The organism is Caulobacter sp. GW821-FHT11A05, assembly GCF_058809015.1.
This window is the reverse complement of record NZ_JBXASF010000002.1, coordinates 573,033-588,929: the sequence shown is the minus strand read 5'-3', so window position 1 is coordinate 588,929 and position 15,897 is coordinate 573,033. Positions and strand designations below refer to the sequence as shown.

The 15,897-nt window shown below is 68.6% G+C and carries 9 protein-coding genes; 4 read left to right on the top strand and 5 right to left on the bottom strand.

Annotated features, from left to right (window positions below; translation table 11 throughout):
- Positions 1-78 precede the first annotated feature (78 nt).
- Positions 79-1,746, bottom strand: coding sequence for an energy-dependent translational throttle protein EttA (ettA, locus tag AC1RSK_RS05730; RefSeq protein WP_492906347.1), 1,668 nt, complete (start codon positions 1,744-1,746; stop codon positions 79-81).
- 184 nt (positions 1,747-1,930) lie between these two features.
- Here ettA and AC1RSK_RS05725 point away from each other — a divergent pair, with 184 nt between their 5' ends.
- From AC1RSK_RS05725 to AC1RSK_RS05715, 3 genes are all read left to right on the top strand, one after another.
- A complete protein-coding gene (locus AC1RSK_RS05725; RefSeq protein ID WP_492906345.1) occupies positions 1,931-2,767 on the top strand; it encodes a hypothetical protein in 837 nt (278 codons plus the stop codon).
- A gap of 197 nt (positions 2,768-2,964) precedes the next feature.
- A complete protein-coding gene (locus tag AC1RSK_RS05720) occupies positions 2,965-5,268 on the top strand; it encodes a TonB-dependent receptor (RefSeq protein WP_492906343.1) in 2,304 nt (767 codons plus the stop codon).
- A gap of 262 nt (positions 5,269-5,530) precedes the next feature.
- Positions 5,531-7,009, top strand: coding sequence for an amidase (locus tag AC1RSK_RS05715; protein WP_492906342.1), 1,479 nt, complete (start codon positions 5,531-5,533; stop codon positions 7,007-7,009).
- 179 nt (positions 7,010-7,188) lie between these two features.
- Here AC1RSK_RS05715 and AC1RSK_RS05710 read toward each other — a convergent pair whose 3' ends face one another.
- Positions 7,189-8,868: a hypothetical protein gene (locus AC1RSK_RS05710; RefSeq protein WP_492906340.1), complete on the bottom strand. Its 1,680-nt coding sequence runs from the start codon at positions 8,866-8,868 to the stop codon at positions 7,189-7,191.
- On the bottom strand, positions 8,868-10,280 hold the full coding sequence (locus AC1RSK_RS05705; RefSeq protein WP_492906338.1) for a tetratricopeptide repeat protein: 1,413 nt from the start codon (positions 10,278-10,280) through the stop codon (positions 8,868-8,870). The genes AC1RSK_RS05710 and AC1RSK_RS05705 overlap by 1 nt, the downstream gene beginning before the upstream one ends.
- A gap of 346 nt (positions 10,281-10,626) precedes the next feature.
- Between AC1RSK_RS05705 and AC1RSK_RS05700 the strand changes: the two genes are divergently transcribed.
- Entirely contained in the window at positions 10,627-12,465 is a 1,839-nt protein-coding gene (locus AC1RSK_RS05700; RefSeq protein ID WP_492906336.1) for a vWA domain-containing protein, read from the top strand.
- Here AC1RSK_RS05700 and AC1RSK_RS05695 read toward each other — a convergent pair.
- Together AC1RSK_RS05695 and AC1RSK_RS05690 are read right to left on the bottom strand one after the other, a co-directional pair.
- Positions 12,455-13,240 (bottom strand): helix-turn-helix transcriptional regulator, encoded by a 786-nt coding sequence (locus tag AC1RSK_RS05695; protein ID WP_492906335.1) that lies wholly within the window; start codon positions 13,238-13,240, stop codon positions 12,455-12,457. The two genes, AC1RSK_RS05700 and AC1RSK_RS05695, sit on opposite strands and share 11 nt — an antisense overlap.
- A gap of 143 nt (positions 13,241-13,383) precedes the next feature.
- Positions 13,384-15,816, bottom strand: a complete 2,433-nt coding sequence (locus tag AC1RSK_RS05690; RefSeq protein WP_492906333.1) for a TonB-dependent receptor — start codon at positions 15,814-15,816, stop codon at positions 13,384-13,386.
- Between the last annotated feature and the right edge of the window lie 81 nt (positions 15,817-15,897).

Here is a 15,897-nt window from a genome sequence, read left to right as displayed (position 1 = left end):
TCACCCTAGCGGACTCACCCCGCGGCGGGTAGAGCCGTCAGCGCGTCTGTCACAGGTTTTCAGGCGGCCGAGCCTGCCCTACCGCGCGAACTTCTGGAACTTGATCCGGTGCGGGATCAGGCTGTCGACGCCGAGGCGGCGCTTCTTGTCTTCCTCGTACATTTCGAAGTTCCCTTCGAACCATTCCACATGGCTGTCGCCCTCGAACGCCAGGATGTGCGTCGCGAGCCGGTCGAGGAACCAGCGGTCGTGGCTGATGACCACGGCGCAGCCGGCGAAGCCTTCCAGGGCCTCTTCGAGGTTCTGCAGGGTCTCGATGTCGAGGTCGTTGGTCGGTTCGTCGAGCAGGATCAGGTTGCCGCCGGTGGCCAGGGTCTTGGCCAGGTGGACGCGGTTGCGCTCACCGCCGGAGAGGAGACCGACCTTCTTCTGCTGGTCGCCGCCCTTGAAGTTGAAGCTGCCGACATAGGCCCGGCTGTTCAGCTCGCGCTTGCCGACCATCATCACGTCGGTGCCGCCGCTGATCGCCTGCCAGACGGTGTGGTTGGGGTCGAGGTCGTCGCGGCTCTGGTCGACGTAGGCCAACTTGACCGTTTCGCCGACCTTGACGGTGCCGGCGTCGGGCTTTTCCTGGCCGGTGATCAGCTTGAACAGGGTCGACTTGCCGGCCCCGTTCGGCCCGATGACGCCGACGATACCGTTCGGCGGCAGGCGGAAGGTCAGGCCCTTGAACAGGATCTTCTCGCCGTACTCCTTCTCCAGGTCGGTGACCTCGAGGACGACGTTGCCCAGCCGCGGGCCGGGCGGGATCTGGATGACCGCATGGGTCTGGGCCTGACGGCTGTTTTCCTGTTCGCGGACCATCTCGTCGTAAGCCGCCAGACGGGCCTTGGACTTGGCCTGGCGGGCCTTGGCGCCGGAACGCACCCATTCCAGTTCGCGGGTCAGGGCGCGCTGGCGGGACTCAGACTCGGACTGCTCCTGCACGACCCGCTTGGTCTTCTGTTCCAGCCAGCCGGAGTAGTTGCCCTCGAAGGGGATGCCCTTGCCGCGGTCCAGTTCCAGGGTCCATTTGGTCACCTGGTCGAGGAAGTAGCGGTCGTGGGTGACCAGGATGACGCAGCCCGGGAAGGCCTCCAGGTGGTGCTGCAGCCAGGCCACGGACTCGGCGTCCAGGTGGTTGGTCGGCTCATCGAGCAGCAGCATGTCGGGCTTGGACAGCAGCAGGCGGGCCAGCGCCACGCGGCGCTTCTCACCGCCCGACAGCTGGGTCACGCCGCTGTCGTTGGGCGGACAGCGCAGGGCGTCCATGGCCATCTCGATGCGGCTGTCGATGTCCCACAGGTCGCCAGCGTCGATCTTCTCCTGGAGGGCGGTCATCTCCTCCATCAACTCGTCGGTGTAGTTCTCGCCCATCTCGGCGGCGACGGCGTTGAAGCGGTCGAAGATGGTCTTTTCTTCGCACCAGGCGATGACGTTTTCCCAGACGGTCTTGCTGTCGTCGAGGTGCGGCTCCTGCTCCAGGTAGCCACGCTTGATGCCGTCGGCGGCCTTGGCCTCGCCGTTAAATTCCTTGTCGATGCCGGCCATGATCTTCAGCAGGGTGGACTTACCCGAGCCGTTGACGCCGACCACGCCGATCTTGGCGTCCGGGTAGAAGGACAGCCAGATGTTCTCGAAAATCTTCTTGCCGCCAGGAAACGCCTTGGACAGGCCCTGCATCTGGAAAATGTATTGAGCAGCCATGGGGGCGCGCGATCTCGATCGGAGTGGGTTGGGGAGTTGGGCGCGGGATGTAGCGACCGCGAGGGGCGAAGGCAATGGCGCCGGCTTGTCCCCGGCCTCATCATGGTTACGAATTTGGAACGTGTAGGCGGGGCGGTTCCATGGAATCCATGCCGCCGACCGCCCTTCTAGGATGACGACGACGATGCACCGCCCTGCCCTCCTGGCCCTCGGCCTGATCCTGTCCGCCGGCGCGGCCATCGCCGCCACCCCGGCCGACCGCCTGGCGCCCCTGCAGGGCGACTGGCCCAGCGGCGGCAGCGCGGTGACCATCAAGGGCAGCTCGGGCCGGATCAGCCGGCTGTCGGAGGCCGACCGCAAGGCCGGCTATTCCGACGGCGACGTGCTGGTCCAGGGCCTCGCCTACCAGCGCACCGACACCCTGGGCAACGGCGACAAGCGCTCCACCTTCGCCGGAACCTGCCGCACGCCGACGCCCGGCCGCGGAGCGACCAAATGGGTGGTCAGCGACTGCAGCCTGCAGCTGACCCTGCCGAGCGACGGCGGGCCCGCGCGGCTGGTGTCTGTCAACGGCAGCGGCCTGATCGGCGGCCGGCGCGAGACGCCCGTCGCCCACGCCTCCAGCCCCGACCGCTACGAGGGCGACGGCGCGCCCGTGCAGGTCGCCACCAAACCGGCCGAGGCTCCCAAGGATCCAAACGACACCTGGTCGCGCCGCACCATGAGTCCCGAGGAGCTGGCCGCCCAGGACGCCGGCACCCGGCGGCTGAACGCCGACATCAACGCCCGCAACGCCGCCATCGAGGCCCGCAACCGCAAGGCCGACGCCGACTTCAAGGCGGCCCAGGCGGCCCGCGACGCCCAGATCGCGGCCTCCAAGGCCGCCTACGCCAAGGAAATGGCCGACTACCAGGCGCGGGTGGCGGCCCAGGAGGCGGCCAACGCCAAGGCCCAGGCCGACTGGGAAGCGGCGGTGAAGGCCTGCAAGGCTGGCGACAAGACCAAGTGCGCCAGCCGATAACGGCGGGCTGACCCGGACGGCGATTTCCCCGCCCAGGCCAGGGCCGATTTTCCCTGTCCGCTCAACGCCTTCAGAAAACCGACGCGGAACCGACAAACAGCCGTCGCGCGGCCTTCGCCAAACCGTCGCCGGCCCCCGCTAGGCCGCCCCATCGGGCGGGTCGCCAAGGCGCGCCCGCATCAAGGGGATAGACCATCATGAAACGCCAACTTGCGCTGGGCGTCAGCGCGCTCGCCCTCGCCATCGCCCCGGTCACCTTCGCTTCGGCCGCCTTCGCCGCCGACGAGGTCGTGACCACCGCCGACAGCGAACTGGACGCCGTTATCATCTATGGCCAGGGCCAGAGCCGTCAGGTCCAGACGGTCGACCAGGCCCAGATGGCCGAGGCCGTGGCCGGCGTCAGCCCGCTGAAGGTGGTCGACCTGCTGCCCGGCGTCACCTTCCAGTCGGCCGACCCCTTCGGCGCCTACGAATGGTCGACCCGCATCACCATCCGGGGCTTCAACCAGAACCAGCTCGGCTTCACCCTCGACGGCGTGCCGCTCGGCGACATGAGCTACGGCAACCACAACGGCCTGCACGTCAGCCGCGCCATCGCCAGCGAGGACATCGGCCGGGTCGAGCTGTCCCAGGGCGCCGGCTCGCTGGCCACCGCCTCCAGCTCCAACCTCGGCGGGACCCTGCAGTTCTTCTCCCGCGATCCCTCGGACGTCTTCGCGGCCCAGCTGAACGGGACCATCGGCTCCGACCAGATGCGCCGGATCTTCGGTCGTCTCGAAACCGGTGAGCTCTCGGCCCTTGGCGGCCTGCGCGGCTACGTCTCCATCGCCGACCAGCAGACCGACAAATGGAAAGGCGGCGGCGAGCAGAAGCAGCGGCAGTACGACGTCAAGCTGGTCTTGCCGATCGCCGAGGACGCCGCCCTGACCGGCTACTACAGCCACTCCGAACGCCGCGAGCAGGACTACCAGGATCTGTCCCTGGAGATGATCGACCGCCTCGGCCGCGACTGGGACAACACTCAGCCCGACTGGGACCTCGCGGTCGCCGCCGCCCAGGCCTACAACACCGGCGCGCCCCTGCCCGCCCCGTTCGCCACGGTCGACGACGCCTACTACGCCGGGGCCGGCATCCGCGACGATGACCTGTTCCGCCTCAGCTTCGACACCCCGCTGAGCGAAGGCCTGCGGCTGTCGCTGAACGGCTATATGCACACCAACGAGGGCCAGGGCCTCTGGTACACGCCCTACGTCCCCAGCCCCGGCTTCGGGACGGTCGGCTCCAACGCCGCCCCGCTGTCGATCCGCACCACCGAGTACGACATCGACCGCAAGGGCCTGTTCGCTGACCTGACCTGGGAGATCGGCGACCACACCGTCTCCGGCGGGGTCTGGTATGAGAACAACGCCTTCAACCAGGCGCGCCGCTTCTACGCCGAGACCTATGCGGCCCCCTCGCGCGACCCGCTGGACTTCCAGTCCAACCCCTTCTTCACCCAGTGGGAATACGCCTTCGACACGACCACCACGCAGTTTTACCTGCAGGACGTCTGGGCCCTCAGCGAGCAGTTCAAGGTCAACTTCGGCTTCAAGGCCCTGGAGGTCGAGAGCCACGTCAGCACGCTCTTCGTCTCCAACCCGGCCCGCACGCTCAGCGGCGACATCACCTCCAAGGACAGCTTCCTGCCCCAGGTCGGCTTCGTCTATGAGCCGATCGACGGGCTGGAGGTGTTCGGCGGCTACACCGAGAACATGGCCGCCTTCGTCGCCGCCGCCACGGCCGGCCCGTTCGCCAGCCAGACGCAGTCGGTCGTCGACTACGTGTCCGGCTCGCTGGCCCCGGAAACCTCCGAGACCTTCGAACTGGGCCTGCGCTACCACAACGACCGCTTCCAGGGCGTGGCCGCCCTCTACCATGTGACCTTCGACAATCGCCTGCTGAACGCCAGCACGGCGGCCCCGATCCTCGGGCTGCCGGCGGTGCTGTCGAACGTCGGTTCGGTGGAGACCAAGGGCATCGAGCTGGGCGGCCAGTTCGAGATCACCGACAACCTGTCGCTCTACGCCTCCTACACCTACAACGACTCCCAGTATCAGGACGACGTCCTGTCCTCGACCGGCGTGGTGGAGATGGCCACCGCCGGCAAGACGGTGGTCAACAGCCCCAAGAACCTGTTCAAGGCCGAGCTGTCCTATGAACAGGGCGGCTTCTTCAGCGCCCTGTCGCTCAGCTACACCGGCGAGCGCTACTACGCCTACGAGAACATCGGCGGCCTGGTCGACGCCACCACCGTCGCCGACCTGACCCTCGGCTACCGCTTCGAAGGGGGCTGGATGGACGGGCTGGAGGTGCAGGGCAACATCACCAACCTGCTCGACGAGGACTACATCTCGACCATCGGCTCGGGCGGTTTCGTGGCCCGCGACCCCGCCGGCACGGCCCAGACGGTGCTGACCGCGCCGCCGCGGCAATTCTTCCTGACCGTCAAGAAGGCCTTCTAACCGCCTCCCACCTTCTTGCCACTGGGCCGGGGAGCGATCCCCGGCCCATTTTCTTTGGGCCATGACGCCGGCGACGGGGTTGGCGGGGCCGGTCCGATCGGGGCAAGGTGAGCGTCCACGGATCGGGAGGCGGCCGTTTGCGCCCATCGCGCGACCTCATGCTGTCGCTGGGTTTCGCCGGCGGCGTGATGCTGCTGATCTGGCTGGCCATCGCCTGGTGGACCGGCCGCTTTCCGTTCGGCTGACGTCTGAAGGATCGCTCATGCGCCTGCTCGCCCTCGCCCTGATCGCCGCCCTGCCGCTGACCGCCGCCGCGGCCGAGCCGCCCAGCAGCCATGTCGATGATGTGAAGGGCTACATCGCCCGGGCCAGGGCGATCAACGGCAAGGTCGGCGCGATCCTGCGGGCCGATCCCACCGCCCTGGCCCAGGCCGAGGCGGCCGACCGCCGGTCTATCGCCCAGCCCACGCCACCGCCGCTGAACGGCGCGGCGATCCTGATCAAGGACAACATCGACGTCGCCGGCATGCCCAACACCGGCGGCTCCCTGGCCCTGAAGGACAATGTCCCGGCCAAGGACGCCCCCATCGTCGCCCGCCTGCGCCGGGCGGGCGTCATCATCCTCGGTAAGACCAACCTCTCCGAATGGGCCAACATCCGCTCCTCGGACTCGGTCAGCGGCTGGAGCGCCGTCGGCGGCCAGACGCGCAATCCCTATGACCCGGCCCGCAGCCCCTGCGGCTCCTCGTCGGGCTCCGGCGCGGCGGTGGCGGCGGGCCTGGCCTGGGCGGCGATCGGCACCGAGACCGACGGCTCGATCACCTGCCCGGCCTCGGTCAACGGCCTGGTCGGCCTGAAACCCACCGTCGGCCTGGTCTCGCGCACCGGCGTCATCCCGATCAGCGCCAGCCAGGACACGGCCGGCCCGATGACCACGACCGTCCGTGACGCCGCCGAACTCCTGAGCGTCATTGCCGGCTCCGACCCGGCCGATCCGGCCACGAAGGAGGCCGATGCGCACAAGCGCAACTACGGCGCCGGCCTCGACCCCGCCGCCCTCAAGGGCCAGCGGATCGGCGTCATGCGCTACGCCACCGGCTTCCATACCGAGACCGACGCGGCCTTCGAGGCGGCGCTGAAGGTGCTGGCGGCCCAGGGCGCCATCCTGGTCGATATCAAGGAGTTTCCGAACCGGTCCGAGGCCGGCAATTCGGAACTGACAATCCTGCTGACCGAGCTGAAGGTCGGCCTCGCCGACTACCTGGCGACGACCGATCCGGCCAAGGTTCCGGTGCGCACCCTCGCCGACGTCATCGCCTTCAACAAGGCGCACGCCGCGCAGGAAATGGGTATCTTCGGCCAGGACCTGTTCGAACAGGCACAGAAGACCGGCGGCCTTACTGACCCCGACTACCTTAAGGCCAAGGCCACCGCCGACCGGGTGGCGCGCGGCGGCCTCGACAAGCTCCTGGCCGACAACAGGGTCGTCGCCCTGGTCGGCCCGACCCTGGGCCCCAGCTGGCTGATCGACCCCATCCTCGGCGACCGCTACGTCGGCGGCGGGGCGGGCAACGCCGCGGCGGTGGCGGGCTATCCGCACCTGACGGTGCCGATGGGCCTGGTGCGGGGGATGCCGGTGGGTCTGAGCTTCGTGGGCCCGAAGTGGAGCGAGGCGACGCTGTTGAACCTTGGGTATGCCTACGAGCAGGCGTCGAAGGCCCGGGTGGCGCCGAAGCTGTAACCTCCCTCCCCGAATGGGGAGGGCAGACGCGCGGTTACGCGCGTCGGGTGGGGAAGTCGGTCACCGGCTTTCGAGACCATGCACTGAGGAGCTTCACCAGCGGGCAGTGGTGACCCACTGCCCCACCCGGCGCGCGACGCGCGCCTGCCCTCCCCATTCGGGGAGGGAGGACGCCGCCCTTAGTAAGCCGGCTTCGGCGCCGGCTTGCCGCCCCAGCCGCGCTTCTGTTTCGGCGGCTGTTCCGGCGGCAGCGGCATCGGGGCGCCGTCGCGCTGGAAGCCGTAGTCGTAGCCATCGCTCTCCCAGCCGCGGCGATAGCCGCCCGACCAGCCACGCTCGCGCAGCGACCCAGGCAGGTTCCGCGACGAGATGCAGTACAGCCCACGGTCATACCGGGCCCGCCAGCAGTCGCCGTCCGAATAGACCCAGTTGTCCTCCAGCTCGAGGATGGCGCCAGGCTCGGCATAGGCCGGCCGCGCCCCGCCGTAGAAGCGGCTGCGCGAAACCTTGGTGCGGCCCGAGCCGGCGTAGACGCCGATCTCGCGCGCCCCGATGGCGCTTTCCCGGATGGTCAGGCTGGCCCCGGCCGAGATGACGCCGCGCTGGGCGTCGCACAGCCGGCTGCGGGCGATGTCGACATTGGCGCCGCGCTCCAGGTGCAGGGCGGTGTTCCAGCCGCAGACCACGACGTTGCGGATGGTCATCGAACCCGTGCCCGACCGCAGGCCGCGGACCAGCAGGCCGACGTCCCCGGGCGTCTCGCCGCCACGGGCGACGATGCCGACCTGGTCGAGCCGGCTCTCGCCGTTGCCCGGAGTCAGGTCGACGCCGGCCGCCTCGCCGGCGATCTTGGTGCGGGCGATGTCGATGACGGCGCCCTCGATCAGCACGGCCGGATCCCAGCTCTTCGCCTCGATGACGCTGTCGCGCATGATGACCCGGCCACCCGACGCATAGACCGCCGAGGCGTCGCCCCAGTATTCGACGGTGGTGCGCACCAGGGCCACTTCCGCGTCCCAGGCCTCGATGCAGGGCATGCGGCCGCCCTGCTGGGTCTTCAGGGTCAGGTCGCGCAGCTCGACGCCCTTCACGCCGGACGCGATGCGGATGCAGGCGGCGCCGGCCGCCGGGGTGATCAAGGCGGTCGAGGTCTCGGCCCCGGTGGCGAAGATCGACGGCCCTTCGCCGGCGATGATCACCGGATGCTCGACGACGATGGTCTCAGTGCAGGCGGCCGAGCCGCGGATGTAAAGCACGCCGTTGTCAGCCAGGGTGCGCAGGGCGTCCGACACCGGGGTCGGCGACGAATAGCCGGCCGAACCGCCGTAGCTGTCGTCCGACGACCCCCGCGGATCGTTGTAGCTGGAGCCGCGATCGGGGGTCGAATAGCTGTCGCCCCGGTCATCGCCCCGGTCATCACCATAGCCGCCGGCTTGCGGGGGGGCGCTGCGCGCGCCACCGGCCTGCGGCGGCGCGCCGGCCAGCGGCGGAGCCCCGCCATAGCTGCCGCCGCCCGTGTCGGCGCTGCTGGCTCCGGCGATGTAGACGCCGCTGCCGCAGTCGACCACGGCGACCATCTGGTCGCGCGGATAGTCATCGTAATAGCCGTCGTCGTAGCGCGGCCGGTAGCCCGGGCGGTAGGGCTTGCGGCCCCATTTGTAGCGGCCGGGCTTCCAGCGGTCGGGCCGGTAGCGGGGCTTCAGCGGCGGATTGATCAGGCCGCCGAAGTTGGGACGGATCTGCTGATCGACCTGGGCGTCGGGCAGGGCCAGGGCCGGAACCGGCGCGGCGGTCAGGCCGATCCCCATGGCGGTGGCGACGGCCAGCAACAGCCGGCGGAAGGAAGGCGTCTTGTCCATCAGCGGTAATCCCCCCGGCGGTTCTGTTGCCGGTTTTCACGCGAAACCTGGGCCAGCACCTGCTGCAGCCGCCCCACCGACGGCTTGAACCCGGCCAGGGCGCCGTCGATCTGGTAGACAACGGCCTGTGCCTTGTCCTGATCGGCCACCCCGTCCATGCCGAGCGAGAAGAAGGTCGACATGGCGTACTTGGCCTCGGCCGAACCCTGCTTTTCAGCCTCGGAATACCAGTGGAAGGCGCGTGCGTAGTCGCGGCGCACCCCCACCCCTTCGGAATACATCACCGCCAGCACCAGCTGCGCCTTGGGCGAGCCGTTGACGGCGGCGTACTGGATGGCGCGCACCTTCTCGATGCCGCTCAGCCGGCCGGTCGGTTCGCGGCCCAGCATGGCCTGTAGGGTCTGGATGTCGCCCGGATAAAACTCGTCTTCCTTCGTGGGCTTGCCCTGGATGACGTTCAGGTAGCTCAGCGCCTCGGCGATGTGCACGAAGGGCAGCTCGCGCAGCCGGTCGAGCGCCACGTCGGTGGCCTCGTCGCGCCAGTTGCTCTCGTCGACATGCGGCACGCCCGAGGTCGGCGCGTCCGGCGGATAGAATTCGTAAGGCGGCACCCAGCGCTTGGCCTTGGCCTCGACGAAGCTGCCGTAGCCGCCGCGCTGCGGCGTCGAGCGCTCGAAGTCCTTGAGCATGACATAGGCGCCGACGTCGCCGGTCTGAACGGCGAGATAGTTGTAGAGGTAGGCGTCGACGTCGTTGCGCGGGAACAGGTTGATCACCGACGGGGTGCCCGGCTTGTAGGGCCGCCCCCGGGCGTCCATCGCCTGGCGGTTGTCGCTGGGCTCGCCGAAGATGCCGAAGCCGTCGTCATGGATGCGGGCCAGGGTGCGGAAGCCCTCGGCCCCCTGGCTGGACAGCACATAGACAACGCGATTGCGCACGGCGTCCTGCTCGTTGGAGTCCATCCGCGACAGCAGGCGGTCGAGCGTGCCGTAAGCATTCTTCCGCTCGACGGCGCGGCAATGGTCGAAGCGCGAGGTGGCGGTCGGGTCGCCGTTGCCGCCGCGACGTCCGGACGACGCCACCTGGGCGTAACCGTCGGGGTTGGTCAGGGCCATAGTGTACCAGACCGCCGACTCGACCGGATCGTCGAGGTTGCGGTCGATGGCTCGCTGGCCCTCGTAGCGGCGGCCCAGCTCCAGCTGGGCGAAGAAATCGCCCCGGAAGGCGCCGCGCCGCAGGATGCGAATCTCCTGCTGCTGGGCGTTGAACTGCGGCGAGGCGACGGTGGCCAGCTGGGGCCGCGGACAGGCGCCGCCGTCCTTCTTGCCCCACAGGCCGCCCGGCGCGGTGTCACAGCCCAGCAGCGGGCCGACGACGGCCGCCACGGCGACCCCGATCAGCACGGTACGCACTCTGCTTCCGATCACGGCAAGCCGTGACGGCATAACGGATTCACTCACATCGCCCACCCCGGTCACGGCGTTTTCGGCTTCGTACATCGCAGCCCCCATATCCCCGCCGTTAACCATAATTAACGGGCCACCATTGGTCCCGGATCACTCTCTGTCAAGTTCGCCCACCGAGGGTATGGAACTCTCCTGCCCCGTTCCTGAAGCGGCGATGAACAGCATTCTCGCGGCAGGGGAATTCCCGGGTTGCATAACAAGGGTACGCCTTCGAAGCGCTCATATTACGTCTATAAATTGCCTTGATTGGAGCGCGACCTGAGCGCCGCAATGGGATGCAAGGGGAATCAGCATGCCTGGACTCAACCGTTTTCGACCCGTCTCCGCCGTGGTGCTCTGCGCGGTGATGGCCGCCAGTTCGCCAACCGCGCCACTCTTCGCTCAGGCCAAGGCCGGCCCGGGGGCCCAGGACGGCGAGGTCAGCCGCGACGCCTGCGCAAAACTGGGCTTCGACCCAACCCGCGACGCCGACGGCGGCTACACCGGCGCCCGGGCCCTGCCGACACCACCCCCGCCGCCGCCGCCGCCCAACAGCCCGGAGGCGGGCGATGTCTCGGAGCTTGCGATCACCGGCACGCGAATCCCGCAGCCGAACATGGTCTCGATAGCGCCGATCACGGTGATCACCTCCGAGCAGGCCAAGCGTGAAAGCCGCGTCGCCCCCGGCCGGATGAAGAGCCCGCCGCCGCCCCGCGCCGGCGACATCGAGACCGAGAAGTATCCCGGCGCCGCCTCCAACCCGATCCACCAGGTCGCTGCCGACCCGGTCTCCACCTTCTCCATCGACGTCGACACCGCCTCCTACGCCAACGTCCGCCGCTTCCTGACCGATGGCCGGCTGCCGCCCAAGGACGCCGTGCGGGTCGAGGAACTGGTCAACTATTTCGACTATGACTACGCCGCCCCCGGCAGCGCCGCCGAACCGTTCAAGGCCTATACGGCGGTGACGCCCTCGCCCTGGGCGGCCGGCAAGCAGATCGTCCATATCGGCCTGCAGGGCTACGACATCCCGCTGACCAAACAGCCACCGCTGAACCTGGTCTTCCTCATCGATACCTCCGGCTCGATGAGTCCCGAAGACCGCCTGCCCTTGGCTCGGAAGACGCTGAACCTGCTGATCGACCAGCTGTCGCCGCAAGACCGGGTGTCGATGGTCGCCTACGCCGGCTCGGCCGGAGCGGTGCTTGAGCCCACCGGCGGGGCCGAGAAGCTGAAGATGCGTTGCGCCCTGGCCTCCCTGCATTCGGGCGGCTCGACGGCCGGCGGCGAGGGCCTGGCCCTGGCCTACGCCCTGGCTCAGCAGAACTTCCGCAAGGACGCGGTCAACCGGGTCATCCTGCTGACCGACGGCGACTTCAACGTCGGCGTCGCCGACCCGGCCAAGCTCAAGGACTTTGTCGCCGACAAGCGCAAGACCGGCATCTACCTGTCGGTCTACGGCTTCGGGCGCGGCAACTACAACGACGCGATGATGCAGAGCCTGGCCCAGAACGGCAACGGGACGGCCGCCTATGTCGACACCCTGGACGAGGGCCGCAAGCTGTTCCGCGACGACTTCTCCGGCAGCGTCTTCCCGATCGCCGACGACGTGAAGATCCAGGTCGAGTTCAACCCGGCGGCGGTCAGCGAATACCGCCTGATCGGCTACGAGACCCGCATGCTGGCCAAGGAGGACTTCAACAACGACCAGGTCGACGCCGGCGAAGTCGGCTCCGGCGTCAGCGTCACCGCCCTTTATGAGGTGACCCCGGTCGGCGGCCCGGCCAGCGTCGATCCCCTTCGCTATGGGAAAGGCGCCGCCGAGCAACCCGGCCCGGCCGGCGAACTGGCCTTCCTGAAGATCCGCTACAAGCTGCCCGGCGGCCGGACCTCCAAGCTGATCCAGCAGCCGATCGGCGCGGCCTCGGCCTTCCCGAGCGTCGACGCCGCCCCGGAAGCCACCCGCTGGGCCGTCTCCGTCGCCGCCTACGGCCAGACCCTGCGCGGCGATCCCTGGCTGTCGCCGGGCTTCGGCTGGGACCGTATCGAGGGCCTGGCGCAGGGCGCCCGAGGCCGCGACCCGGACGGCGAACGGGCAGAGTTCATCCGGCTGGTTCGCGCCGCCAAGGAGGGGAAGCGGCTCAACGAGTAGGGGCACGGCGACGCGGACGGGCGCCGCCGCCCGGCCCGTCCGCGCCGATGTAGCCGAGGGCCGCGGCCCGGTGGATGGCCAGGGACCGGCCCTGCGCGCCCAGCTTCCGAGCGGCGTTGGTGACGTGGAAGCGGACGGTCGGCAGGGAGATCTGGACGATCTCGGCGATGTCCCCGTCGGTCTTGCCGGCCGCCGCCCACTTCAGGCATTGGATCTCCCGGCGGGTCAGTTTGACCGGCGCCACCGCGGAGCCGAGCCGCGCCTCCGCGTAGACGCTCATCAGCTTGAGCGCCAGCAGGTGAATGTCCGCGGCCTTGGCCAGGAAGATGGCCCGCACGTCCAGGTCCGGATCGGGCGAGGCCCAGACCACCGCCCCGATCACACCATAGGGCTGGTACGCCGGCGTGATGATGGCGCTGCCGATCCCGAAGGTCTCCATCGGCCCGCCGGCGTTGATCCCCTCCAGGACCGGGCTGTATCGCCAGGTCGCCAGCCGCCCGCCGGCGAAATAGAAGGGCTCGGCGCTGGTCCGGGCCGCCTGCACAAAGGCCGACCGCAGGGCGAAACCCCGGTCTTCCCAATAGCGCAGATCCGGATCGAGCCAGCGGAACACAGTTTCGGCCAGCGGCCGGCCGTCGGCGTCGCGCATCGGGTCCGGACTGCCGATGTCGGCGGTTGCCGCCACGTAAGGTAGTCCGATCGCCGCCCCTTCCGCCGCCAGGGCCTCTGCCAGGGCGACGACCATCCGCATATCCTCGGCGGCCTGATGGCTCATCCAAGGGCTCCTGATCGGCTGGGCCGTGTCATCGGCGCCAGCTTGTCCGAGCCCGGCCCCCTCCGCAAGCGCGCGGAGCGGGATTTGGACCATCAGGGTCCCTGGGTTTCCATCCGCGCGGGGGGCCTTGCTCGCCGCCAGCCTCAATAGCGCATGGACAGGGTCACGCCGAACGTGCGCGGCATGCCCGGAAAGCGCACCACGGTGTTGGCGTTGCTGCTGACCGCCGACCAGTAGTACTCGTCCGTCAGGTTACGGCCCCAGACGGTGATCCCCCATCGCTTGTCGTCCAACGACAAGCCGACGCTGCCGGTCAGCAGGCCGTATTCGGGGATGGCGAACAACGGATTGCCTTCCAGGTCGGCCTGGCTCTCCGACTGCCAGCGGTAGTTCAGCGCCGCCTGCAGGCCGACGGTTTCGCCAATCTGGCCGTCATAGGCCAGGGTGAAGCTGGTCTGCCATTCGGGGCTGTAGAGGAACTCGGCCCCGTCGAAGTCCTGTGGCAGGCCGGCGGCGTTGATGCCGGTGTAGCCGATCACCTCGGTCTGCAGCCAAACGGCGCTGGCCATGGCCGTCAGTTCCGGTGTGATCCGCCAGGTGACATCACCATCGATGCCGTAGGCCCGCGATTCCGGGACGTTGTTGAGGCGCGACAGGGCGGTGTAGATCGGGTCGGCGAAGTAGACGCTGAGCTGCTTGTCCTCGTAGTCATAGTAGAAACCCGAGACATTGGCCTGAACCCGGCGGTCGAACAGCCCGGCCTTCACCCCGACCTCGTAGGCGAGCAGCATTTCCTGCCGGGCCGGCGCGTTCTGGGTCGAGATGTTGGCCGCGTTGATCGGCGTGGCCCCGGCCTTGGCCCCGCGGGAGACCGAGGCGAACGCCAGGATGTCGTCGGTCGGCGACCAGTTCAGCGCCAGCCGCCAGGCCACATTGGTCTCGTCCAGCTCCGAGGTGACCAAGCCGAAAGCGGCGGTGTTCGGATTGAACGTATTGCATTGGCCCTGGCTGATCGGGGCGATCAGGCCGTAGACCGGGAAGAACAGCGCCCGGTTGGTGACGTTCACATTGGGCAGCATGTTGCCGTTGAAGTCGCGCGAGCAGCCCTCGTAGGACTGTTCGTCCCGCGTCCAGCGCACGCCGGTGGTGACCTTGAGACTGTCGGTCAGGGTCCAGTCCGCGTTGGCGAAGACGCTGGCCGTGGTCGTGTCGATCTCGCCGATGTCGACGAAGGTGCGGAAGGCCTGGCTGGCCTGCAGCGGGGTATAGCCGCCGCTGTTGAACGGCGAGCCGAGCAGGCTGGCGGTGAAGAAGCGGATCAGCCCGACGTTGGCGTTGTCCTGCAGGATGGTGCGGTTGGAATCGAGGATGTCGTCGCTGGCGTAGTAGCCGCCGAACAGCCAGGTGACGCGGTCGTTGGAGCCTTCGAGCCGGAGCTCCTGACCAAAGCTCCTGATGCGGCCGTCGGCGTCCTGGATCAGGATCTCATAGGGCGCGCCCGACCAGTCGTAGGCCGACTTGCGTTGCATGTCGGCATAGCTGGTCAGGGAGACCAGCCGCAGGCCAGCCGGGAGATCAAAGGCCGCGCGCAGCTTGTAGCCCTCGAACCGGCTGTCCTCTTCCAGCGGCTTGTCGATGCCCAGGCCCGTGCCGACGTCTGTGCGACGGCGAGCGTCAGGCGCCCAGTCGGCCTGGGTGGCGTTATCGAAGGGCCGGGAGGCGACGAAGGCGGTCAGGCCGGGGGCGTTGAACGGGCTGGCGGCGGTCGCGGGGGTGAACCCGATCGCCTGCGCCGCCAGGGTGTCCGATTTGTTGGCCCAGAGGCTGTAGGAGAAGTCGATCTCGATGCTGTCGTTGGGCTGAAAGGCCAGACCTGCGCGGAGGCCGTAGCGGTCGACCCGGCCCAGGGTGTCGCCCGGCCGGCTGACGCTCTCCTGCCAGCCCTCGTCGCCCTTCTCCAGCCGGAAGGCGAAGCGCGCCTGCAACTTGTCGCCCCAGGGGCCGGAGATGGCTCCTTCGAGGTTGGTGGTCTCGTAGTTGCCGAACTCGGCGCTGAGCCTGGCCTCGAGCTCGTCGGTCGGCTTGGCGGTGACGAAGTTGATCAGGCCGGCGGTGGTATTGCGGCCGAACAGGGTGCCCTGCGGCCCCTTGAGCACCTCGACCCGTTCCAGGTCGAAGACCGGACCGGCATTCATGATCGGATAGGCGTAGGCGACCTCGTCGACATAGGTGCCGACGGTCGAGGTGGCCGACATGTTGATGGTGTTGAAGCCGATTCCGCGCAGGGTGTAGGTCGGCACCCCCTGGTAGCTGCGCGAGACGGTGAAGCTGGGGACCACGCTCGAGAGGTCTTTCACGTCGGTGACGCGCAAGGCCTCCAGCTGTTCGCCGCGAAACGCCTGGATCGCCATCGGCACGTCGTTGACAGCCTCTTCGCGACGGTTGGCCGTCACCACCAGGGTGTCGACCTCGACCACCGGGGCCGGCTCCTGGGCGACGGCGGGAGCCGCCGCCGCAAGGGCGATGAATGAAGCGCCCAGCGCCAGTAGGGCGCGGCGTGCCGGCGTGCGGACCATGGTGATCTCCCCAATCGTCTTGTTCTGTGTTGCTCGCAGGCTGGGCATCGGCCGGCGTCGCGACAAGCTGTCGAAACTGAT

Coding starts and splice junctions, on each gene's coding strand:
- ettA (WP_492906347.1), bottom strand. CDS start 1,746: ATGGCTGCTCAATACATTTTCCAGATGCAGGGCCTGTCCAAGGCGTTT.
- AC1RSK_RS05725 (WP_492906345.1), top strand. CDS start 1,931: ATGCACCGCCCTGCCCTCCTGGCCCTCGGCCTGATCCTGTCCGCCGGC.
- AC1RSK_RS05720 (WP_492906343.1), top strand. CDS start 2,965: ATGAAACGCCAACTTGCGCTGGGCGTCAGCGCGCTCGCCCTCGCCATC.
- AC1RSK_RS05715 (WP_492906342.1), top strand. CDS start 5,531: ATGCGCCTGCTCGCCCTCGCCCTGATCGCCGCCCTGCCGCTGACCGCC.
- AC1RSK_RS05710 (WP_492906340.1), bottom strand. CDS start 8,868: ATGGACAAGACGCCTTCCTTCCGCCGGCTGTTGCTGGCCGTCGCCACC.
- AC1RSK_RS05700 (WP_492906336.1), top strand. CDS start 10,627: ATGCCTGGACTCAACCGTTTTCGACCCGTCTCCGCCGTGGTGCTCTGC.
- AC1RSK_RS05695 (WP_492906335.1), bottom strand. CDS start 13,240: ATGAGCCATCAGGCCGCCGAGGATATGCGGATGGTCGTCGCCCTGGCA.
- AC1RSK_RS05690 (WP_492906333.1), bottom strand. CDS start 15,816: ATGGTCCGCACGCCGGCACGCCGCGCCCTACTGGCGCTGGGCGCTTCA.